Here is a 20,960-nt window from a genome sequence, read left to right as displayed (position 1 = left end):
CTGATATGGCGCCGTCCCCCGAGCTTCCTGAAATCGTTGTGGAATACCAAAGGATTGTCTGACAAGCCCGCCTCTCACCACTCCGGTGCCTCCCCGACGCAGCCAGCGTCTCCCCGATATCGCCGCGCCCTCGCCTCCAGCCTCGGGCCTTTTAAGCGCGAGCGCTTCCCCTATCGCAAATTCATCACCGCGCTCGCTCTCGGCGGCGCCGGGGGCTCGCTCTTCGCCCATTTCAGCCTGCCGCTCGCCTGGATGCTCGGCCCGATGACCTTCTGCACCATCGGAGCGCTTTTGAAGGCGCCGATCGCAGCACCGTCCATCGTGCGCCCACCAATGATCATCGTCATCGGCGTGCTTCTGGGGTCAGGCTTCCGTCCCGATCTGATCGGCCATCTGGCCGACTGGATCCCGACGCTTCTCGGGCTCGTCCTCTTCGTCGCCGTCTCCGCGGTCTTGTGCATCACCTATTTTCGTGTGGTGGCGGGCTTCGACTGGGTCACGGCCTATTTCTCCGGCATGCCGGGAGGCCTCGTCGTCATGACGGTGCTCGGGGAAGAGCGCGGGGGCGACGGCGGCATGATCGCGCTCGTGCATGCCGCGCGCATCCTTCTCGTCGTCATGACGCTGCCGTTTCTGGTCGAATGGCTTTCCGGCGAGACGATCACGAGCGGAACCGGCACGGCCGGAGCGGGGACACCCTTCATCGAGGGAGCCTTCTGGTTCCTCGTTTCGGCCGTCTTGGGCGTCATCATCGGACGCCTCTTGCGCTTTCCCTCGCCGGAAATGATCGGCCCTATGACGGTAAGCGCCGCCATTCATCTCTCCGGCGTCACGCATTTCGTGCCGCCCTATGGGCTGGTGATTGCCGCGCAGCTCGTTCTCGGCACGGTCATTGGCTGCCGCTTCCGCTCAACACCGCCAGCGACCGTCCTAAAAGTGATGCTTCTGTCGTTGGGTTCGACCGTGATCCTGCTCACCGTGACCTACGGCTTTGCCTACACGATCGGGCACTTTACGCGCTTTGACGCGCTCGCCTTGATGCTCGCCTATTCGCCGGGCGGCTTGACGGAGATGAGCCTGGTCGCCCTCTCGCTGCAGGTGGAGGTTGCCTTTGTGGCGACCCATCACATCGCACGCATTTTGATCGTGCTGATCACCTCAAATACCGCCTTCGGCCTCATCTCACGGTTCCGCAAGCGCAAAATCTGAGCGTCCTATCAGAGCGTAGACGCCTCACGGATCGCCGGGCGCCGCGCCCAGGACCGGCCGCCCGCAGCCGTCTCGGCACCCTGGCCGGGCTGGTAGAAGAGATCGACGCCCGGCAGCGGACCGCGCTCGAGTGCCGCAATCGTTGGCTTGTTGCGCACCAGGAAGCTGTCGAAGCCGCAGCGCAGCATCAGCGGGATCTGGTCGATGAGGACGTCGCCCACCGCGCGGATTTCGCCGGCAAAGCCGTGGCGGGAGCGCAAGATCTCAGCCTTCGAAAAAGAGCGTCCATCGGTGAAAGACGGGAAATCGAGCGCCACGAGTTCCAGGCCCGCCAAATGCGGTAAGAGGAGATCGATCGGTTCACCTGCGCTCAAAAGCGCACCCATCGGCATAAGGCGCGCCTCCGCCACCATCTCGTCGAGGCGGGCGGCTGGCAGGATGATCTTGTCTTGTGCCATCACGGGCTCATCGGCCTGGAGCATACGCCATTCATCGACGGCGAAACCGCCCTTGCGCCAGAGGCGCGTCTCATCACTCATGATCATTTCCTGAGGGCCAGTGCCTGAGGGTCGCTTCCATCAACGACCGGATTTGGATTACGGAGCGAGATGGATGCCGCATTCGGTCTTGTCGCGCCCGCGCCAGCGTCCTGCCCGCTCGTCCTCGCCAGGCTTGATGCGTGATGTGCACGGCATGCAGCCGATCGACGGATAGCCTTCTGCCACCAGCGGATGGCGCGGCAAGTCGAAACGCTCGAAATAGGCGCGGATATCTTGAGGGCCCCAACTGGCGAGCGGATTGACCTTGAGCCGCGGCCCATCGACCTCGAAGGCCGGCATGCGCGCCCGGGTGGTGCTCTGATGGCGCTTGCGCCCGTTCATCCAGGCCGAGAAGGGCTGAAGCGCACCGGCAAGCGGCAGGGTCTTGCGCAGATGGCAGCAGCGATCGGCGTCCTGAGAAAACAGCATCCCGACCGGATCTTCACGGCTGAGGTCTTCCGGGTCGGGCTTGATCAGCCGCACATCCTTGAGACCGAGCGTCTCCATCAGCGTCTCGCGGTAGCGATGGGTCGCCGGGAAATGCTTGCCGGTGTCGATGAAAAGCACCGGCGTCGAAGGTTCGATCTCCGACAACATATGCAGCCAGACGGCTGATTCGGCGCCGAAGCTCGTCACAGCCGCGATATCGTTCGGATCGAATTCGTCGAGCGCGATGCGCAGGATTTGCTGCGGTGTCGCATCGCCGTACCGCGTCTCAAGGTCGGCAGCGTGAGCGGCGACATCGCCATCCCACGCACGGCCCCGCCCCGCTGATCCTGTTCCAGGCTCAAACGGTCGCATAGAGCGCCTCCTTGAAGGGTTCCTGCCCCAGCCGCCGGTAAGCGGAGAGAAAACTCTCGCTCTCATCCAGCCGAAGATCGAGATACCGATCGACCAGGGTTTCAACTGCATCAACTACCTCCTCGGACGAGAATCCCCGGCCAACAATCTCGCCGATGGTGGTGGTCTCATCGCCAGACCCCCCGAGCGTGATCTGGTAGAATTCCTGGCCCTTCTTCTCCACCCCCAAAATGCCGATATGGCCGACATGGTGGTGGCCGCAGGCGTTGATGCAGCCCGAAATCTTGATCTTCAATTCCCCGATTTGACGCTGTCGCTCCGCTGAGCCGAAACGTCTGGAAAGATTCTGCGCCACCGGGATCGAGCGCGCATTAGCGAGCGCGCAGTAATCGAGCCCCGGGCAGGCAATGATATCGGTGATCAATCCCGCATTGCCTTCCGCGAGCCGGATCGCGACAAGTTGATCGTAGACCGCTTTGAGATCGTCGAGTGCGACGTGCGGCAGGACGAGATTCTGCTCGTGGCTGACACGGATTTCGCTGTGGCCGTAACGCTCGGCGATATCGGCGATGGCATCCATCTGATCGGCGGAAGCATCACCCGGGACCGCTCCGATCGATTTCAACGAGATCGTCACGATGGCATGGCCCGGCAGCTTGTGGGCTTCGACATTCCGGTCCACCCAGCGGGAGAAAATCGGATCCTCGGCGCGCGCCCGTTCAAACCCTTCCGAACGAGCGGGGCGTGCCTCAAGGGCGGGAAGGGCAAAATACGCGTCGATCTTGCGAATGTCGTCGCCCGGAAGGGTCAGGTCGCTGCCTTGAAGCTCGGCAAATTCGCGTTCGATCTCGCCCTTCAATTCCTCGGTGCCTGTCTCGTGAACGAGGATCTTGATGCGCGCCTTGTATTTGTTGTCGCGCCGCCCGTGCAGATTGTAGACGCGCAGGATTGCCGTCACATAGGCGAGAAGCTCCGACTCCGGCAGGAAATCGCGCACCTTCTTGGCGATCATCGGCGTGCGCCCCTGGCCACCGCCGATATAGACCGCAAAGCCGAGGGCGCCCGATTTGTCCCGCTTCAGCTGCAGGCCGATATCGTGGGTCTGGATGGCGGCGCGGTCGCGTTCCGACCCGATGAGGGCGATTTTGAACTTCCGCGGCAGGAAGGAAAATTCGGGATGAATCGAGGACCATTGCCGGAGGATTTCGGCATAGAGCCTCGGATCGGCGACCTCATCGCCGGCGGCACCCGCGAAATGATCGGCCGTTACGTTGCGAATGCAATTGCCCGAGCTTTGGATGGCATGCATCTCGACACTCGCGAGGTCGTCGAGAATCGCAGGAATATCGACGAGCCGCGGCCAATTGAACTGAAGGTTCTGGCGGGTGGTGAAATGCCCGTAGCCGCGATCATAGGTGCGCGCGATATGGGCGAGCATATGCATCTGCCGCGCAGAAAGCGTGCCATAGGGGATGGAGATGCGCAGCATATAGGCGTGAAGCTGCAGATAGACGCCGTTCATCAGCCGCAGCGGCTTGAACTCGTCTTCCGAAAGTTCACCGGAAAGCCGCCGCTCCACCTGCCCGCGGAATTGCCGGATCCGCTCCTGCACGAAGCGGTGATCGAATTCGTCGTAGCGATACATGAGAGTTCCGTTCGCTGAGAAAAAGGACAGAGCGGTTTAGGCCGCGTCTTCGAAAAGCTTCGCCGCGGGGCCGGCGTGAGGGCGGCCGACGTCGGGGCGGATGCTCGGGCCTTGCGCCCGGATGCGCTCACGCAGCCGCACCGGCACGATCTGGCCGTCCGCCTGAGTGACGGCAATGGCCTCCGGACCGACGATCTCCTGGCGAGAGAGAGCCTCCGCCGCGGCAGCAAGGCCTTCGGCGGCCTGTTCCGGCGCAAAGACTTTGGCCTCGCCGATATTTTCAAGCCACCGACCGCTGGCGCCAAGCCAGACGACTGCCCCATCTTCAAGACGGTTGGCCGTGATGACCTGAAGGTCCTGACGCTTGCCGCTCATGCTGCGAGCCTTTCTGAAATGTGGAGGGGTTCGGCACGTTCGAGCCGCGCGGCGGCGACCGCCTCGCCGACGACGACCAGGGTCGGCCCAGAGAGGTCGTCACGGCCGGCAAGTGCCGGAAGATCATTGAGCGTGCCGACCAGCATGCGCTTGTCGGCTCGGCTCGCATTTTCGACGACCGCAACGGGCGTATCCGCGCTGAGGCCGGCGTCGGCAAGCTGCGCCGCGATATCGGCGGCGACGCTCCTGCCCATATAGATCGCAAGCGTCACACCGCCGGCCGCGAGCCGCGCCCAATCCGGCAAGGCCTCGCCGTGCATGTCATGGCCGGTGGTAAAGACGAGCGAGGACGCGGTGCCCCGGAGCGTCAGCGGCAGCTCGAGGTCCGCCGCTGCAGCAAGCCCCGCCGTCACCCCGGGGACCACGTCGTGGGCGATACCCGCAGCACGCAGGGCCGCGAGTTCTTCGCCCGCGCGACCGAAAACCATCGGGTCGCCGGCCTTGAGCCGCACCACACGACACCCCTCTCGCGCGGCAGCGATCAGCAGGCGATTGATCTCTTCCTGGGATTTCGCATGGCAGCCTTTGCGCTTGCCGACATTCACCCGCTCTGCATCACGGCGGCCTTGAGCGATGACGGCCTCCGGCACCAGCGCGTCGTGAAAGATGATGTCGGCCTCCTGCAGCACACGCTGCGCCCGCAGCGTAAGAAGGTCTTCCGCGCCCGGCCCGGCGCCGACGAGCGACACGAAACCACGGGCGGGCATAGCCGCATGGTCGATCAAGCGCTCGGCCTCGCGGACCGCCCCGTCCCGATCGTCCGCCGAAAACAAAGAGAGCGCCGCACTGTCGAAGAAGCCGGCCCAGAAACGGCGGCGCGCGGCGCCATCGCGAAGCCGCGAAAACACCCACCCCCGCAGGGAATCAGCAAAGGCGATGAAACGACCGTAATCGCGCGGCAGCATCGTCTCGAGTCGCGCCCGCAACCGCCGCGCCGCCACCGGCGCTGCGCCCGTCGTGGTGATGGCAACGGCAAGCGGCGCCCGGTTGACGAGAGCGGGCGTATAGAAGTCGCAGATGTCCGGCCGATCGACCGCATTGGCAGGGATGCCCCGCGCCCGAGCCGCCGCGACGACGCGGCGATCCTCCACCTCTTCGCCCGAGGCTGCAAAAACGAGAACGGCGCCCTCGACATCGGATGCCTCGAAGTCGCGCGGAAGATGACAAGCGCCCGTCGAGACGATCGCCTCCCGCAGCGCCGGCGAGAGCTCGGCCGCGACGACCGAGATCTCCGCGACGCTTTCCCCGAGCAGCCGGACCTTTGCGGCCGCCTCATCGCCCCCTCCAACGATCAGGACACGCCTGCCCGTCACCTTGTGGAAGGCCGGGAAGACATGCAGCTTGTCGGACCTGGAGACGACCATGGGATGCCCCTTAGAACGAAATGTTGTTCTATAGGATCACGCGATCTCCGTCTTTCAAAGCAATGTCTGAGCGATAAACAGCAGAAACAAAGAAACTGGTTCTAACGGTACGAAGCACAGGGGAAGCCCATGCGGGCTTCCTCAATATTCGTGTTCGAGCGCGATACCGAGGGCGGAATCGCCCTCCGCTCCAAGCTCACCGCGCACCTTCACGCCCTTGGTCACATCGAGATTGATCGTCACCTTAGTCGAATCGGCTCCCGTGCCGCTCTGCACGCCGAGATAGATGTTGTCGCTGATATAGCGCCCGGCCTGGACGGCGGTGTTGCCCTCGCTGTCCGTGACGATATCGAGATCATCGAGCCCGGTCGCCTCGCGCAGGCGGCCGAACAGACCCGGACCTTCGGTCAGCCCGCCGAGTTCTGCCGCCGCCGCCGCCAGACGCGCTATCTGGAAGGGTGACAGATCGGCGAGCGAATGGCCGAAGAGAAGCTGGGCCAGGACTTCGTCCTGAGGCAACTGCGGCACAGACGAGAAGGTCACCCCCGGATCGGACGCACGCCCCGTGATCGAGATGGTCACCGTGATATCGCCGCTATCGGTCGTGGCGGAGAAATCGAGATAAGGATCGAGATCGCCAATGAAATTGACCTCGCCGCTGTCGATGGTGATGCGCTTCGTCAGGATGTCGAGGCGCCCGCGAACGAGTTGAAAACCGCCGGTCGCGATGATGTTGGACGTCGATCCTCGCAAAGTCACACGGCCGCCGAGCTCGGCATCGAGGCCACGGCCACGCACGAAGATGCGGTTCGGAGCGTTGATGACGAGATCGAGGTTGACGCCGCCGCCAGTGTCGGCGCCATCGGCCGGCCGCGAGCGCGGCATCGCCTGATGCACCGTCCGCAGGATCGCCGCCGTCGCATGGAGGTGCTCCACGTCGAGCGCGAGCGCCCCGCCCGGCAGGCTTTCGGGGACGGTGATATCGACACGCTGAAGCCGCACCTCGCCGCCGATCGTCGGCCCTGAGAGCGCCGCCCCGGTGATTGCAAGATCCGCATCGAAGCGCGCCGTCGCGAGATCACCGTCGGAATAGCGGCCGTTGCGCACGGTCAAAGTGAGATCGAGCGGATAGCCGCCGGAAAGGCCGACGGAACCTGAGCCAGAAAGCGTGCCGGAGGGCGCGTACTGGGCGTTGAGGCTTTCGACGACGACGCGGTCGCCGGTGAAATTCGCCCGCAGCTGGATGTTGCGCAGGACGGTCCCTGTTTCCGGATCGGCGAAGGTGGCCCCGCTCGTCGTCGCGGTTCCGGATATCTGCGGCGAGGTGAGCGCACCGCGCACGCCGACATCGAGTTGCGCGCGTCCGCTGAGCGCGGCGTCGCGGCTTGCCAGAAACGTATTGGCGAGTTCGAGCGGCGCTGTGCCGGTAACGCGAAGGCCGAGGCTCTGGCCGCCCGTCACCGCGACGCTGCCGTTGATGGCGAGTTCGACGCCGCTGCCCGTGATGCGGCTGTTCTGCAAGCGAACAGTGCCGTTGTCGTAGGCGCCAATGGCGGAAAGCGTCAACGCACCGAGACCGATGGACCGCGTCTGCTGCAATGAGGCGTTCTGCCAGGAAAGATCGAAGCGGGCTGCCGGTGCCGCGAGCGTACCTTTTGCGCTAGCCGTGCCGGTGATGTTCCCTTCGGCCCCGAGATCGGGGCGGATCGCATTGATCGCCGCAGCCGGCAGACTGACGATACGAGCATTCACGTCCATGCGGCCGGCGCCCGAGACGGGCACCGTGCCGTTGACCTCAAGACGCTCGCCGCGTCGGCCATTGATCGCAGCATCGATGTCGACAGACCCATCGACGTAATTGCCCTTGGCCGAAATGTCGAAGGGACCGGCATTGGCCTGCCGAACCGGGGCGGCAGTCGCGCCGCGCCAGGTGACGTCGAAGGCGGGTTCCGGCCGCGCCGAAGTTCCCTTGACTTTCGCCTGACCGGAAATCGTGCCGGCGAGGTCGAGATCGGGCGCGAAAGCGTTGACGACCGCGGCATTGACCGCATCGAGCACGACCTGGAGATCGAGTTCGTTGCCGGCCGAGCCATTGACGGTCAATTGGCCGCCGCCCGCGGCAAGCGCCAGATCGTCGATGCCGACCGTGCCATTTTCGAGGACGATGCGTGACGGACGTTGCAGCTCGGCCTCCACACCCTGATGTGAGAAGGACAGAGTCTCGAGATTGACGGCAAAGCCCTTTTCTGTCGGCTGAAGTTGGCCGGCGAACCGTCCCCCACCATCGGCCGTGTCGGCGATCACCCGGAAATCCGTATTGCCTTCCGTCTGCTCGGCGGTTCCCTCAAGGCTGCGCACGTCGAAACCACCGGCGCGAATGCCGCGAAAGTCGAACATACCCTGCAAAGCCGGCGCTTGCAGAAGGTTCTGTCCGGACAGGTCGATGCGCCCGGAGGTGACCGAGGCCTGCTCGAGTTTCAAATTGTCGATCGTCCCGGAAACCCGTGCATCCTGCTGGCCCTCATCGGAGGACAGCGCAATGTCGAGATCGACGGCGCCTTCGGCCTCCATCAAGAAGAGCGGGGCGATTGCGTCGATGTTTGGCGCGTTGAGGCTGAGATCGCCCGAGACAAGACCGTCGGCACGCATAGCGGCGTCGCCGGCGAGCTTCGCGGCTCCGGCCGTGACCAAAAGATCCTGCAGCTGCCGGACACCGCCCTCGAGCGAGGCGATGCGCCCCGACCCGTCGAGCGGCACACCGCCGAGATTGCCGGCAAGCGAGAACTCACCGTCGACCTTGCTGCCTGCAACCGTGCCGTTGAAGCTGGCCTTGGCGCCGGTGAGCGGCTTGTCCATCATGACGAGATTGTCGCCCGTCGCCGTGGCGGAGATTTGTGGCGCCGCCTGGGTGCCGGAAATGTCGACGACGAGGCGTGCGGCCCCCCGCGCGCGATCGGTGGCGCGGGCCAGATCATCGATCTCCGCACGCAATGCGAGATCGACGGCTTCGGCAGCGTAGCTGCCATCGGCCGTCACGACGAGCGCGTCTGAATTCAGGTGAAGATCACGGAAAGTGAAGCCCCCGGTCTCGTTGCGCGCCACACCGCCTTCGAGGCGCACCGGACCGGTGAGAAGGGCATCAAGGGCTGCGATACCGACCTCGAGCCCCCGACCGTTCGCCCCGACGGTGAGGTCAAAGCCCATCGATTTGAGGTCGACGCTGCCATTGGCGTCGACATCAACGGCGCCGGCAAGATCTTGCCCGGCGAGGCCGGAAAAGCGCGAAAGATCAGCCGTCGATAAAGCAGCACGGCCAAGGACCGAGCGCAGCGAGGCTGCGCCTGTAAAACTCGCTTCGGTATTTCCAGCAACGACGCGGCTTTCTTCGACGCGCACGGGCGAACCCGCCTGCCAGCGGCCTTTGGCGTTGAGGCTGATCGCCCGCCCGAGGGCTTGTGCAAGAGCCACATCGCGGGGCTCCATTCCTTCCGCCTGTCCTTGAACATCAAAGGTCGCCTGGCGCCCCTGCGGATCGCCGAGCGACTGCGCCTGGCCGGAGCCTCTGACGTTGAGGCTGGCAAGATTGCCCCGCGGATGCGTCACGTTCCGGGCCGCGATTTCGGCCTGCCAGCTCTTCTGCGCGTCTCCGCTCAAGGAAGCCGTGACAGTGAGCCCGCCGATCGACGCCTCGCCGTTGTAGCCCGGCAAAGACAGCGGAGCCGACTGGCCCTCGTTGACGCTGAGGTTGACCTTACCCTGGCTCGGGAAGCCGTCGGTTGCGAGCTCGGCGGTCGCGGAAAGATTGACCCTTTGGCTTTCGAGATCGACACGACGGATGCTGATCCGGCCATCGTCGCTGCGCAACACGTCGACGGCAAGCTGACTTTCTCCCGTGAGGAGCTGGGCGCTGTCGCCGGTTGCAAGCCCCGAAAGTGAGCCGGATAGGTTGGCCGTGATGTGGTAGGCCGCATCCTGACGCTGGACGGCGGCCTGGCCAGTGATCTTCTCTTCGCCCTTGGCGCTCAGCGCAATCTGCGCTTTGAAATCATTGAGAGGGCCTTCGCCATCGATCGAAAAGGCCAGCGGCGGCGCGCCGGGGATTCCGGCTGCGGTGCTGACGAGACCGCCGGCCGGCTCATCGAAGCTCGCCTCGATGTCGAGAACGTTCTGCCCGGGCACCAGGCTGAACTTGGCGTTGAAGCTCCCACCTGGATCGTCTTGGCGCTCGACCTGAAGCGAGGCCGACGTTTCGTCCGACGTGACGGCCGCAGCACCCGTCAGACTGAGGTCGGCTTCTTGTCCAATGACAGGCGCCCCCAGATGGATCTGAGGGATGGCGATTTCGTCGATGGTGACGTCGATCGGCAGAGAAAAGCCCCCGCCGCCGGAATCGGAGGAAGGCGTCGTTTCCGGCCCGGGATTGGGCTTACGGGCGACATTGAGAGAGGCGGCGTTGAGGCTGTCGATGTCGAGGCGACCGCGCAAGAGCGCGCCCCGGTTCCAGGAGACGGAGACATCCTGCAGCGTCAGCCAGGGACCGGCGTCGTCGGAGACGGTGAGCGAGGCGATGGACGGGCTTGAGGAAAGAGTGCCGCTGATGGCACCGATGGAGATTTGCCGGCCCGGAGCGGAGAGCTTGCTCTCCAAAAAGTTCTGCAGCCAGGATTTGTCGTTTTCTTGCGCGAGCGCGAAGGGCACGCCGAAGCTTGCAGCGCCGACGACGGCCACAAGCGCCAGAGAAGCAAGAAGGGTGGTCCGTTTCTTCATCAGAAGGCCTGCCCGATGCCGACATAGATGGCGTAATCGGAATCGTCCTTGCCGGGATCGAGCGGCATGGCCACATCGACGCGGATCGGCCCGAGACCGGTGTAGTAGCGAAGGCCGACGCCGACGCCGATTTTCAGATCTTCGGAGAAATCCGGAATGGCGTCCTCGCTCACGGTTCCGATGTCGACGAAGGGCACGACGCCGATCGAATCGGTGACGCGGGCGCGAAATTCAAGCGAGCCCTCCAGGAGCGACTTGCCGCCCGTTGTTTCACCGTTTGGCAGTCCGACGCCGATCGTCTCATAGCTATAGCCACGCACCGATCCGCCTCCGCCGGCGAGGAAACGACGGCTCGCCGGCAGATCCTCGATCGACGGGCCGACGACATTGCCGGCTTTGGCACGCGCTGCCAGCACGTAATAGCCGCGCCGGTCGAAGCTATAATAGGTCGCCAGCTCCGCTTGCGACCGCAGGGCCGGATACTCCTCGTAGAACTCGTAAAACGGTTCGCCCGACAGCGTTGCGTGAATGCCTTCGGCCGGATCGAGCTTGTTGTCGCGAGTGTCGTATTCGAGCTTCGTCGGCAGCGAGGCGATCAGATAATGATTGATCCCAAGCGCATCCTCGATGCGCGAACGTTCCAGCTTCACCGCCGTATCGAGGCTGAGATCTTCGGTGAAGCGGTGCGTGATGCCCACCTGGCCGGAGATGCTCTGCTCTTTGTAGGTGTCGTTGTCTTCCCGCTTGGCGGTGACATTGGTGACGAGATCGGTATCCGGCGTGAAGATGCCCGGCCGCGTGAAGGTCGTGGCGAGCATATAATCGAAATTCTCGTAATCGGCGCCGTCGATGCCGGACACACTGCCTTCGATGCGAAGCCTCTCCGCATGGCCGAAGAGATTGCGATGGACCCAATAGGCGCCGAGCGTCGCGCCATCGATGGTCGAGTATTTTGCCTCACCGCCGATCAGCCGGCGCTTGCGTTCCGCAACCCGGACGGAGAGAGGCATGAAACCGTCCGATCCGACGGCCTCCGCCTCCTGAATGGTGATCGAACGGAAGACCTCGAGTCGACGCAAACGCTCGCGCGCGCGATCGATCCTGTCGGGATCATATTCTTCTCCGCCCTTGATCCCGGTCATATAGCCGACGAAGCCCGGATTCATGCGCTCCGTACCGCTCACGCTTACCCGACCGAGGCGCGCATAGGGCCCGGTATCGACGGCGAGCCGGACATCGACGGTGCGGGTCGCATGATCGGCCACGATCTCGCGCTCCACCTTCACCTTGGGATAGCCGAATTGCTTCCAGGCATTGGTCAGGCTCGTTTCCGATTTCAGGATCGCGCCGGATTCCGCGGGCGCGCCCTGTGTCAGGCCGAGTTCCTGAGGCGTATCGATCCGATGCGTCTCGCGGGTGTTGAAATCGGGTGGATTGACGATGTCGATCGCGGCGAAGTGATAAATTGGGCCCGGATCGACATTCACTTTCACCGGAACATCGGCGGGAAGCGTCACATCGGGCGTGATCTGGTCGACGGGACGCCCAGCGATCGTGATGGTGATGACGCCACCATAACGGCCACGTGCATAGAGGGCTGTCAGGATGCGAGCGTAATCGCCCCGGGCGCGGGACACGAGACCGGCAGTCCCAGCCGCCGGCTCCTCGCGCTTGCCGTAGAGCTGCGAGGCATTCTGGATCCGATCGGCGATGCCATCGTCGTCCGGCGTGACGGTGAGGTTGAGCGTATAGGTCTGCGGTTCGAGAACGGTCTCGTCCGGCTCCTTTCCACCCCAGAGATGGTAACCGAATAGCTCGAAAGCCTGGGCCGCGGGCGCCTGAAATGCGAAAAACGCGCATCCGGCCATAAGGCCGGCACGCACGGTTCGCCCAAGACCGAAGCGGGGACGAAGGTTCATCCGCGGGCACCAGCTCAAATATGTATTCCCGACATGCACTTTGCGCTCGACCCTGAACTCACACGCGCCCGCCACGCCAAATAAATCTAGACGATCCAAAAAGATGGCGACAGCTATCCCCGGAAGGCTTTCAAGAAGTGTGACCCTTTCGCCGCACCGGCACTGATTGCAAGCGGGCCTAATAAGCCATCAATATGATTAAGTTTTTCACAATCGCACAAGTATGTACGGCCGCCGATCGCGCGCTGACACCAGCCTCAGCCCATGCCGGCATGCTTCTTGTGGGGGCCCGGTCGCGTTCCCATATTCCGATAGCGTCCGGCACGCCGCTTCGGGTCCGGCCGCAAGGTCGCTTCATAGAAGGACACGGCCGCAAGCACGGCCGTAAAGGAGTACGAGATGACGGATTGCGAACAGCATAAGGCAAACACTGCCGCATTCGCTCAGTTCGGAGGCGGTGAAATCGCCTATGTCCGGCCGGTCAAGTCGGACGACGTGGCGAGCCTCTTCCCTTCTGCGCCGGAGCTTGCGCCGGGACTTGAGCTTTGGGCACTCCTGACAGCAGACGGAACGCCGATCCTATTGACGGATTCGCGTGCCGCCGCCCTTGCCAACGCCCGCAGCAACGATCTGGAACCGCTCAGCGTCCACTGACGCTTTGCCGTAAACTTCGAAGCTATGCGCCCAGACGGGCCGCCTCAGGCGGCGCTTTGGGACGACGTGCTGCGATCGACCAAGAGCGAGTATATCGCATCCGGGTCGGTGGTGGCGCGGAGTTTGGCGGCGACCTGACCGTCCCGCAGCACGCGCGCAATGCGTGCCAACGCTTTCAGATGGTCGGCTCCGGCACCTTCCGGGGCCAACAGCAGAAACACGAGATCGACCGGCTGATCATCAAGCGATTCAAAATCGACCGGCTTTGAAAGCCGCGCGAAGACGCCGGTGATCTTGTCGATCTGTCGGGGCTTGCCATGCGGAATAGCAACGCCCTGCCCAACACCCGTCGAACCAAGCCGCTCGCGCTGCAAGATGGTGTCGAACAATTCGCGTTCCGACAGACCCGTCAGGCGCGCGGCCTTGGCGCAGAGATCCTGAATGACCTGTTTTTTGCTGACGGCCTTGAGGTTCGGCACAACTGCTTCAGGCTTCAGGAGGTCGCTTAGATCCATGAGGATTCACCAAGATTGATCGCCGAGGTGCACCACGCCCCGGTCAGCTTCCGCCGTTGTTCGGCTCGGAAGGCTCGTTCAAGACGGGATCGATCCAGCCGAAATGGCCATCGGGCCGACGATACACGACGTTGAGACCGCCGTGCGAATGATTGCGGAAGACGACGACCGGTGCGTCCGTCATATCGAGCTGCAACACCGCAGAACTGACCGTCATGCGGCGGATTTCCGTCGTCGTCTCTGCAACGATCGCCGGTGCATACTCTTCGCCGATTTCCTCTTCTTCATCGGGCGGCTCGATGATGAAAGCGTTGGCAGCCGCTCCGGCAAGCTTGTGGCTCGGCTTGCCTTTATGATCCTTGATGCGGCGCTTGTAGCGCCGCAGGCGCTTCTCAAGCCTCTCAGCCGCAGCATCGAAACCGTCATTGGCATCAGCGCTGGTGCTGCTCGCCTCGAAGACGGCCCCAGAATCCAGATGCAGAGAACAATCTGTGTGGAAGTTGCGGCCATTTTTGGCCACCACGACGTGGCCAGCATAGCCGCCGTCGAAATACTTCTTCACCGCTGCCTCGACGGTCTCTTCGATCCGAGATCGCAGAGCCTCGCCGATATCGACGTTTTTGCCGGATATCTTCAATGCCATCGCTAAGAAAGGTCCAGTTGAATGGGCTCAAGGGCCCGGATGCATACAAGCGTCGGCAGAGGCGGTCACGCGGAGCGTTACGCGCCTCCCCCGAGCGTGTCAATCTTGTTGCTTGTGGCGGCGCAGCATCGCCGCGTAACCGCGCCTAGGCCGGAATGATCCAGCGACGCACATCATGCAAATCGGAGACGCGCTTATGCGCCACCGGATACTTGCTCATGTCGCCGGCCGCCGCCTCAAGCTCTGCCTCGGCCTCACGGATATGCTCGTCGATGATATCGGAATTGAGCTCCGTCTCCGGCACCGCGAAATCGGCGAGGATGGTGAGGCTTTCAGGCGTCGCATCGGCAAAACCGCCGCGCACATAGATTCGCTGTGTCTCGCCGCCAGCCTTCAAGACTTCCAGGAAGCCAGGCTTCAGCGTCGTCATCAACGGCGCGTGCTGCCGCAGCATCGTGAAGAAGCCTTCCTGCCCCGGCACGACCACCTGCTGCACCTCCTCCGAAACGAGGAGGGCAGAAGGCGTGACGAGATCGAATTGAAATGGTTCGGCCATTTAAGGCTCCCCGGTTGAAAGCCGCGTTAAGCCGCCTCGGCCAGACGCTGCGCTTTCTCCTGCGCCTCTTCGATCGTGCCCACCATGTAGAAGGCGCTTTCCGGCAGATCGTCGTAATCACCGGCGACCAGGCCTTTGAAGCCTTTGATCGTGTCGGCGATGTCGACGAGCTTGCCCGGCGTGTTGGTGAAGATTTCCGCCACGAAGAACGGCTGCGACAGGAAGCGCTCGATCTTGCGGGCGCGGGCCACCGTCAGCTTGTCCTCTTCGGAAAGCTCATCCATGCCGAGAATGGCGATGATGTCCTGCAAGGACTTGTAACGCTGTAGCATCTCCTGAACCGAACGGGCGACCTCGTAATGCTCTTCGCCGACGATGCGCGGGTCGAGCATGCGCGAGGTCGAATCGAGCGGATCGACCGCCGGATAAATGCCCTTTTCCGAAATGGCGCGGTTCAACACCGTCGTCGCATCGAGGTGGGCGAAGGAGGTGGCCGGCGCCGGGTCGGTCAGATCGTCGGCAGGCACGTAAATGGCCTGCACCGAGGTGATCGAACCCTTGGTCGTCGTGGTGATGCGCTCCTGCAAGGCACCCATATCGGTGGAGAGCGTCGGCTGATAGCCCACGGCCGAAGGAATACGGCCGAGAAGCGCCGACACTTCCGAACCCGCCTGCGTGAAGCGGAAGATGTTGTCGACGAAGAACAGAACGTCCTGTCCCTGGTCACGGAAATATTCGGCGACCGTCAGACCGGCGAGGCCGACACGCGCACGTGCTCCGGGAGGCTCGTTCATCTGGCCATAGACAAGGGCGCATTTGGATCCTTCGGTCGAACCGTTGTTTTCCTTCGGATCCTTGTTCACGCCGGATTCGATCATCTCATGATAGAGATCGTTACCTTCGCGGGTGCGCTCACCCACGCCGGCGAAAACCGAATAACCACCATGCGCCTTGGCGACGTTGTTGATCAGCTCCTGGATGAGCACCGTCTTGCCGACGCCGGCGCCGCCGAAGAGGCCGATCTTACCGCCACGAGCGTAAGGCGCCAGAAGGTCGATGACCTTAATGCCAGTGACGAGAATCTCAGATTCGGTCGACTGCTCCATATAGGACGGCGCGTCCTGATGGATGCCGCGCGTCTCGGTCGTGTTGATCGGACCCGCCTGGTCGATCGCCTCGCCGATGACGTTCATGATTCGGCCCAGCGTCTCGTCACCGACCGGCACCGCGATGGCACGGCCGGTGTTCTTGACTTCCTGGCCGCGCGCCAGGCCTTCGGTCAGATCCATGGCGATGGTGCGCACCGTGTTTTCGCCCAGGTGCTGCGCCACTTCCAAAACCAGACGGTTGCCATGGTTGTCCACTTCGAGGGCGTTTAGGATCCCCGGCAGCTCGCCGTCGAACTCGACGTCCACCACGGCGCCCATCACCTGCGCGACGCGTCCCATGTTTGTCTCAGCCATGCCTTTATCCTTGTCCTCTCCCGGGGCGCCGCTCGCACGAACCCAGGACTGATCTCTTATATCCGCCGTTCATCGGCGCGTTAAAGCGATTCTGCACCGGAGATGATTTCGATCAACTCGGTCGTGATCTGGGCCTGCCGCTGACGATTGTACGACAAGGACAGCTTGTCGATCATCTCGCCGGCATTGCGGGTCGCATTGTCCATCGCCGTCATACGCGCGCCCTGCTCGGAGGCGGCATTCTCCAGAAGAGCCCGGAAGATCTGCACGGCAAGATTGCGCGGCAGCAGATCGGCGAGGATCGTCTCCTCGTCCGGCTCATACTCGTAATGCAGCGAGGTGTCGGCCTCCTCCACATCACCGAGATCGACGGGGATGACCCGCTGGGCGACTGGCACCTGCGTGATCACCGATTCAAATCGCGAATAATAGATCGTCGCGACGTCGAAGGCGCCCTCGTCGAACATCGCGAGGAGCTTGTCGGCCACCCCGAGCGCATCGCTGAAAGCGAACTGCCGCACACCGCGGAAGTCCGTTCGATCCACGATTTCCTTTTCGAACTCGCGGCGCATCATGTCGTTGCCCTTCTTGCCGACAAGAAAGAGCTTGACCGTTTTGCCCTCGCCCACGAGTCGGCGCGCATCCAGGCGCGCCTTGCGGACGATCGAGGCATTAAAAGCGCCGGCGAGGCCACGCTCGGCGGTAAAGACGACGAGCAGATGCACGTCGTCCTTGCCCGTTCCGGCGATGAGCGCGGGTGCGCTCTCGCTGCCGGCGACCGAGGCCCCGATATTGGCGAGCACCTTTTCCATGCGCTCGGCATAGGGTCGGGCCGCGACAGCCGCCTCTTGGGCTTTACGCAGCTTCGCCGCGGCCACCATCTGCATGGCCTTGGTGATCTTCTGCGTCGCCTTAACCGAGGCGATACGGTTGCGTAGGTCCTTTAGGCTCGCCATGAGCCGCTTCTCCTCAGAGCTTTACGCCGCGAAATTCTTGGCGAATTTGTCGAGGATCGCCGTCAGCTTCTCACGGAGTTCGTCCGAAAGCTGCTGCTCGGTGCGGATCTGGTCGAGCACATCCTGGTGCTCGTTGCGCATCAGAACCAGGAGCCCGTCCTCGAAAGGACGCACGTCCACAACCCTGATCTTGTCCAGATAGCCGTTGACGCCTGCATAGATGACGACGACCTGCTCCTCGGTTTTGAGCGGCGAGAACTGCGGCTGCTTCAAGAGCTCCGTCAGACGCGCACCGCGATCGAGAAGACGCTGCGTGGCGCGGTCGAGGTCAGAGCCGAACTGCGCGAACGCCGCCATTTCGCGGTACTGCGCAAGCTCACCCTTAATCGAACCGGCAACCTGCTTCATCGCCTTGATCTGAGCCGACGAACCGACACGCGACACCGACAGACCGACATTCACCGCCGGACGGATACCCTGGTAGAAGAGATCCGTCTCCAGGAAGATCTGACCATCGGTAATGGAGATGACGTTGGTCGGAATATAGGCCGACACGTCATTCGCCTGCGTTTCGATGACCGGCAGAGCCGTCAGAGAACCCGAGCCGTAATCGTCGTTCATCTTCGCAGCGCGCTCCAGGAGGCGCGAATGCAGATAGAAGACGTCACCCGGATAAGCCTCGCGTCCTGGCGGACGACGAAGGAGCAGCGACATCTGACGATAGGCCACGGCCTGCTTAGAGAGATCGTCATAGGCGATCAGGGCGTGCATGCCGTTGTCGCGGAAAAACTCACCCATCGCGCAGCCGGTGAACGGCGCCAGATACTGCATCGGCGCCGGATCGGACGCGGTTGCCGCGATGATGATGGAATATTCCAGCGCGCCGCGCTCTTCGAGCGTCTTGGCGAACTGCGCGACCGTCGAACGCTTCTGACCGACGGCGACATAGATGCAATAAAGGATCCGATCCTCGTCCTTGCGGTCCCAGGCGGGCTTCTGGTTGAGGATCGTATCGAGAATGATGGCCGACTTGCCGGTCTGGCGATCGCCGATGATGAGCTCACGCTGGCCACGACCGATCGGGATAAGCGCGTCGATGGCCTTCAAGCCGGTCGACATCGGCTCATGCACCGATTTGCGCGGAATGATGCCCGGCGCCTTCACGTCGACGCGGCGCTTCTCGGTCGAATCGATCGGGCCCTTGCCATCGATCGGATTGCCGAGACCGTCGACGACGCGGCCGAGCAGGCCCTTGCCCACCGGAACTTCCACGATGGCGCCGGTCCGCTTGACGGTGGAACCTTCCTTGATCTCCCGGTCGGAGCCGAAGATGACGACGCCGACATTGTCTTCTTCGAGGTTCAACGCCATGCCACGGACGCCGCCGTCGAACTCGACCATCTCACCGGCCTGAACCTTGTCGAGGCCGTAGACGCGGGCGATGCCGTCACCGACGGACAGGACCTGGCCAACCTCGGTGACCTCGGCTTCCTTGCCGAAATTCTTGATCTGCTCCTTCAGGATCGAGGAGATCTCTGCGGCCCGAATATCCATCAGCTGGCCTCTTTAAGACGTGATTTCATCATGTTGAGCTTGGTCCTGAGCGAGGTGTCAATCATCTGCGAACCGAGCTTGACGACGAGGCCGCCAAGAATCGCAGGATCGACCTTGAGATCGAGATTGGCATCCTTGCCGAGGCGCTCTTTCAGCGCCGCTTTCAGGGCGCTTTTTTGCTCCTCGCTCAAGGCCTGCGCCGCAGTGACATGTGCCGTCACCTCGCCGCGATGCTCCGCGGCACGCCGCTTGAACGACCGGATGACGCCGGGCAGCGTAAACAGCCGCCGGTTCTGCGCCAGGACGCCGACGAAATTCGCCGCAAGACCAGTAATGCCTGCGCGTTCGTTCAGCACCTTCATCGCGCCGAGTTGATCCTCGGCGGAGAAAGCCGGGCTTTCGACGAGCCTGCGGAAATCGGCACTCTCGTCGAGCATCTGCGTATAGCGATCGAGATCGGTTTCGACCTGTTCGATAGCCGATTCCTCCAGCGCCAGCTCAAACAAAGCCGCCGCATACCGATCAGCCACGCCAGATACAGGGGAGGAGGAGTCCGCCACGCGTTTCCTATCTCTTGCTAGAGCTCCGGATCGTTGCTCCGGAAGCAGGTGGGTTTAGACAACCGTGGAGGGGCCGGGGCCCCCCTCATGCCAAGCCGGGGGCCCCTTAGCACAGCGTTTTGGGGGGTGCAACACGGCGAGCGGCTCGCAGCCCGACAAACGCCGCCACCCCCTACGAAAGGTTCGCTCCCGCCGAGCGCTCTGGAAGCGCCGGTAGCTAGGCGCTCGCGCGCCCGAAGAAGCCTCCCAAGCAAACGGTAACCTTTGCGATTTCAGGCCGAGAGAAATGATTAACCATTTCTTTTAACCTTTCGTCGCATTGCTTATCGCCGCAACACGCAGTCTGGGGGCGGCAAATGCGTTTTGGAGCCGGAACGAAAATAAGATTCGCTTGCGCTTTGGGGTTTGGCCTCGCGGCGTTTCACAGTGCTGCTCTCGCCGCAGATTTTGGCGCTTCCGGAAAGCCCGGCGCACTGGACCGTTCCTACAGCGCGACGCTCGGAACAAGATACTGGTACGCGACCGGCAAAACCGAAAAGACACTCTACGATCCAACGGGCGATATCAGGCTCTCCCGCCTCACCTACGACGATCTCGATACCCATGCCGGCGAGGTCTATGGGGAAATCACCGATGACGGGCTCTTCACGAAAGGCAATGCCGGCCTAGGCTGGAGCCTGCGCGGTTCGCTGCAGGATGAGGATTTCGCGCCCTATATCGACCCCTATTCCAGCACCGACAGCGACCAGGACGATGGCCACGTCTATTACGTGACCATCGACGGCGGCAAATATCTCATCGAACGGCCGAATATGCGGCTCGGTGTTTTTGCCGGCTACAATTGGCTGCGCCAGCAGGTGCATGCCTATGGCTGCCAACAGGAGGCGGAGAATCCCTTTATCTGCGCGAGCGGCCAAGTCGCGCCCTCAACGAAGGTCATCTCGCAGGAGAACGACTGGCATTCGGCACGCATCGGGATCAAGGCCGATGCTCTCATCGGTGATCGCATCCTGGTGAGCGCTGAGGGTGCGTTTCTCCCCTATGTCTATCTCGATGGCGCTGATTCGCATCATCTTCGCGCCGACTTCGCCGGTTCGATCCCAGAGACCGGCACCGGCTGGGGCTATCAGCTGGAGGGCATGGTCAACTACCGCCTGAACGACAGCTTCACGCTCGGCCTCGGCGGCCGCTATTGGCACATGGAGACCGACGGCAATGCGCATTTCGAGAACATTGCCGCCGGCGGCACGGCCCAGGACGAAGACTGGTCGGTCGATATGTTCGGCGTGACCGCACAGGCGGCCGTCACCTTCTGAAGAACCTACAACCGCAGAGAACCCACCGCCCAAGTCCTCAAATCATCGTTATCGCCCCGCATCG

Annotated in this window: 17 protein-coding genes; 3 read left to right on the top strand and 14 right to left on the bottom strand. The window is 62.8% G+C overall.

The features are described 5' to 3' along the window. The first annotated feature begins 54 nt into the window (after window positions 1–54). Window positions 55–1,209: an AbrB family transcriptional regulator gene (locus tag J2R99_RS06850; protein ID WP_307153696.1), complete on the top strand. Its 1,155-nt coding sequence runs from the start codon at window positions 55–57 to the stop codon at window positions 1,207–1,209. Between the two features lie 8 nt (window positions 1,210–1,217). Here J2R99_RS06850 and J2R99_RS06845 read toward each other — a convergent pair whose 3' ends face one another. The 7 genes from J2R99_RS06845 to J2R99_RS06815 all read right to left on the bottom strand — a co-directional run bounded on the left by J2R99_RS06845 (window position 1,218) and on the right by J2R99_RS06815 (window position 12,679). Continuing rightward, entirely contained in the window at window positions 1,218–1,748 is a 531-nt protein-coding gene (locus tag J2R99_RS06845) for a DUF934 domain-containing protein (protein ID WP_307153695.1), read from the bottom strand. Window positions 1,749–1,805: 57 nt separating this feature from the next. Next, window positions 1,806–2,549: a phosphoadenylyl-sulfate reductase gene (locus tag J2R99_RS06840; protein ID WP_307153694.1), complete on the bottom strand. Its 744-nt coding sequence runs from the start codon at window positions 2,547–2,549 to the stop codon at window positions 1,806–1,808. Beyond that, the gene (locus J2R99_RS06835; RefSeq protein ID WP_307153693.1) at window positions 2,536–4,194 is read right to left on the bottom strand and encodes a nitrite/sulfite reductase; all 1,659 of its coding nucleotides are present in this window, start codon (window positions 4,192–4,194) and stop codon (window positions 2,536–2,538) included. The genes J2R99_RS06840 and J2R99_RS06835 overlap by 14 nt, the downstream gene beginning before the upstream one ends. A 36-nt stretch (window positions 4,195–4,230) precedes the next feature. Next, the gene (locus J2R99_RS06830; protein WP_307153692.1) at window positions 4,231–4,569 is read right to left on the bottom strand and encodes a DUF2849 domain-containing protein; all 339 of its coding nucleotides are present in this window, start codon (window positions 4,567–4,569) and stop codon (window positions 4,231–4,233) included. After that, window positions 4,566–5,993 (bottom strand): siroheme synthase CysG, encoded by a 1,428-nt coding sequence (cysG, locus tag J2R99_RS06825; RefSeq protein ID WP_307153691.1) that lies wholly within the window; start codon window positions 5,991–5,993, stop codon window positions 4,566–4,568. The genes J2R99_RS06830 and cysG overlap by 4 nt, the downstream gene beginning before the upstream one ends. A 141-nt stretch (window positions 5,994–6,134) precedes the next feature. Beyond that, the gene (locus J2R99_RS06820) at window positions 6,135–10,760 is read right to left on the bottom strand and encodes a translocation/assembly module TamB domain-containing protein (protein WP_307153690.1); all 4,626 of its coding nucleotides are present in this window, start codon (window positions 10,758–10,760) and stop codon (window positions 6,135–6,137) included. Then, window positions 10,760–12,679: an autotransporter assembly complex protein TamA gene (locus J2R99_RS06815; RefSeq protein ID WP_307153689.1), complete on the bottom strand. Its 1,920-nt coding sequence runs from the start codon at window positions 12,677–12,679 to the stop codon at window positions 10,760–10,762. Before J2R99_RS06815 ends, J2R99_RS06820 begins: the two co-directional genes overlap by 1 nt. A 399-nt stretch (window positions 12,680–13,078) precedes the next feature. Here J2R99_RS06815 and J2R99_RS06810 point away from each other — a divergent pair, with 399 nt between their 5' ends. Then, window positions 13,079–13,333 carry a BQ00720 family protein gene (locus J2R99_RS06810; protein WP_307153688.1) on the top strand — a complete coding sequence of 85 codons (255 nt, stop codon included), beginning with the start codon at window positions 13,079–13,081 and terminating at the stop codon, window positions 13,331–13,333. A gap of 44 nt (window positions 13,334–13,377) precedes the next feature. Here the strand turns inward: J2R99_RS06810 and ptsN are convergent, their stop codons facing one another. The 7 genes from ptsN to J2R99_RS06775 form a co-directional block, all read right to left on the bottom strand. Beyond that, window positions 13,378–13,848 (bottom strand): PTS IIA-like nitrogen regulatory protein PtsN, encoded by a 471-nt coding sequence (ptsN, locus tag J2R99_RS06805; protein ID WP_092812938.1) that lies wholly within the window; start codon window positions 13,846–13,848, stop codon window positions 13,378–13,380. Between the two features lie 43 nt (window positions 13,849–13,891). Next, the gene (gene hpf, locus J2R99_RS06800; RefSeq protein ID WP_307153687.1) at window positions 13,892–14,491 is read right to left on the bottom strand and encodes a ribosome hibernation-promoting factor, HPF/YfiA family; all 600 of its coding nucleotides are present in this window, start codon (window positions 14,489–14,491) and stop codon (window positions 13,892–13,894) included. Window positions 14,492–14,636: 145 nt separating this feature from the next. Then, complete coding sequence (locus tag J2R99_RS06795; protein WP_307153686.1) at window positions 14,637–15,047, bottom strand: F0F1 ATP synthase subunit epsilon; 411 nt, start codon at window positions 15,045–15,047, stop codon at window positions 14,637–14,639. 26 nt (window positions 15,048–15,073) lie between these two features. Beyond that, complete coding sequence (atpD, locus tag J2R99_RS06790) at window positions 15,074–16,510, bottom strand: F0F1 ATP synthase subunit beta (protein WP_307153685.1); 1,437 nt, start codon at window positions 16,508–16,510, stop codon at window positions 15,074–15,076. 80 nt (window positions 16,511–16,590) lie between these two features. Then, the gene (locus J2R99_RS06785) at window positions 16,591–17,466 is read right to left on the bottom strand and encodes a F0F1 ATP synthase subunit gamma (protein ID WP_307153684.1); all 876 of its coding nucleotides are present in this window, start codon (window positions 17,464–17,466) and stop codon (window positions 16,591–16,593) included. Between the two features lie 21 nt (window positions 17,467–17,487). Next, window positions 17,488–19,020, bottom strand: coding sequence for a F0F1 ATP synthase subunit alpha (gene atpA / locus J2R99_RS06780; RefSeq protein WP_307153683.1), 1,533 nt, complete (start codon window positions 19,018–19,020; stop codon window positions 17,488–17,490). Beyond that, entirely contained in the window at window positions 19,020–19,580 is a 561-nt protein-coding gene (locus tag J2R99_RS06775) for a F0F1 ATP synthase subunit delta (protein WP_307153682.1), read from the bottom strand. The genes atpA and J2R99_RS06775 overlap by 1 nt, the downstream gene beginning before the upstream one ends. Window positions 19,581–19,978: 398 nt before the next feature. Between J2R99_RS06775 and J2R99_RS06770 the strand changes: the two genes are divergently transcribed. Then, window positions 19,979–20,896, top strand: a complete 918-nt coding sequence (locus J2R99_RS06770) for an omptin family outer membrane protease (protein WP_307153681.1) — start codon at window positions 19,979–19,981, stop codon at window positions 20,894–20,896. Window positions 20,897–20,960: the final 64 nt, after the last annotated feature.

Origin of the sequence: Rhodopseudomonas julia (assembly GCF_030813515.1) — a bacterium.
Classification (GTDB): domain Bacteria; phylum Pseudomonadota; class Alphaproteobacteria; order Rhizobiales; family Afifellaceae; genus Afifella; species Afifella julia.
This window is presented reverse-complemented; position numbering and strand designations above follow the sequence as displayed.